1 protein-coding gene is annotated in these 1,356 nt (G+C 37.2%); it reads right to left on the bottom strand.

The window, feature by feature from the left end; translation table 11 throughout:
* Positions 1 to 34: 34 nt before the first annotated feature.
* Complete coding sequence (locus ADI86_RS05725; RefSeq protein ID WP_049532140.1) at positions 35 to 1,291, bottom strand: ISL3 family transposase; 1,257 nt, start codon at positions 1,289 to 1,291, stop codon at positions 35 to 37.
* Between the last annotated feature and the right edge of the window lie 65 nt (positions 1,292 to 1,356).

Here is a 1,356-nt window from a genome sequence, read left to right as displayed (position 1 = left end):
GGCTCTTTGTCAACTGTAGTGGGTTGAAGAAAAGCTAAGCTCGAGAAAGGACAAATTTCGTCCTTTCTTTTTTGATATTCAGAGCGATAAAAATCCGTTTTTTGAAGTTTTCAAAGTTCCGAAAACCAAAGGCATTGCGTTTGATAAGTTTGATGAGATTATTGGTTGCTTCTAATTTGGCATTAGAATAGGGTAACTGAAGGGCATTGACGATTTTCTCTTTGTCCTTTAGAAATGTTTTAAAGACAGTCTTAAAAAGAGGATGAACTTTCTTTAGATTTTCCTCAATGAGTCCGAAAAATTTCTCCGGTTCCTTATTCTGAAAGTGAAAAAGCAAGAGTTGATAGAGATGATAGTGGTGTTTCAAGTCTTCTGAATAGCTCAAAAGCTTGTCTATAATCTCTTTATTGGTTAAGTGCATGCGAAAAGTAGGGCGATAAAATCGCTTATCACTCAGTTTACGGCTATCCTGTTGAATGAGTTTCCAGTAGCGCTTGATAGCCTTGTATTCATGGGATTTTCGATGAAACTGATTCATGATTTGGACACGCACACGACTCATAGCACGGCTAAGATGTTGTACAATGTGGAAGCGATCTAGAACGATTTTGGCACACGGAAAAAGCTGTTTAGCCAAGTCATAATAAGGACTAAACATATCCATAGTAAGGATTTTCACCTGACAACGAACGGATCTATCGTAGCGCAGAAAGTGATTTCGAATGATAGCTTGTGTTCTACCCTCAAGAACAGTGATAATATTGAGCTTATGAAAATCTTGAGCAATGAAACTCATCTTTCCCTTAGTAAAGGCATATTCGTCCCAGGACATAATCTCAGGGAGGTAAGAAAAATCAGACTTAAAACAGAAGTCATTGAGCTTGCGAATAACAGTTGAAGTTGAAATAGACAGCTGATGGGCAATATCGGTCATAGAAGTCTTCTCAATTAGCTTCTGGGCAATCTTTTGGTTGATGATACGAGGGATTTGGTGATTCTTCTTGACGAGAGAAGTCTCAGCTACCATCATTTTCGAGCAATGATAGCACTTGAATCGACGCTTTCTAAGGAGAATTCTAGTAGGCATACCAGTCGTTTCAAGGTAAGGAACCTTAGACGGTTTTTGAAAGTCATATTTCTTCATTAGACTTCCGCAAACAGGACAATATGGAGTCTCATAATCCAATTTAGCGATGATTTCTTTATGTGTGTCCCTATTAACGATATCTATAATTTGGATATTTGGGTCTTTGATATCAAGAAGTTTTGTGATAAAATGTAATTGTTCCATAGGATTCTTTCTAATGATGGTTTGGTTGCTTTTCATTATAGATCTTATGGGACTTTTTTTCTACA

Origin of the sequence: Streptococcus pseudopneumoniae (assembly GCF_001074975.1) — a bacterium.
GTDB lineage: Bacteria > Bacillota > Bacilli > Lactobacillales > Streptococcaceae > Streptococcus > Streptococcus pseudopneumoniae_D.
This window is presented reverse-complemented; position numbering and strand designations above follow the sequence as displayed.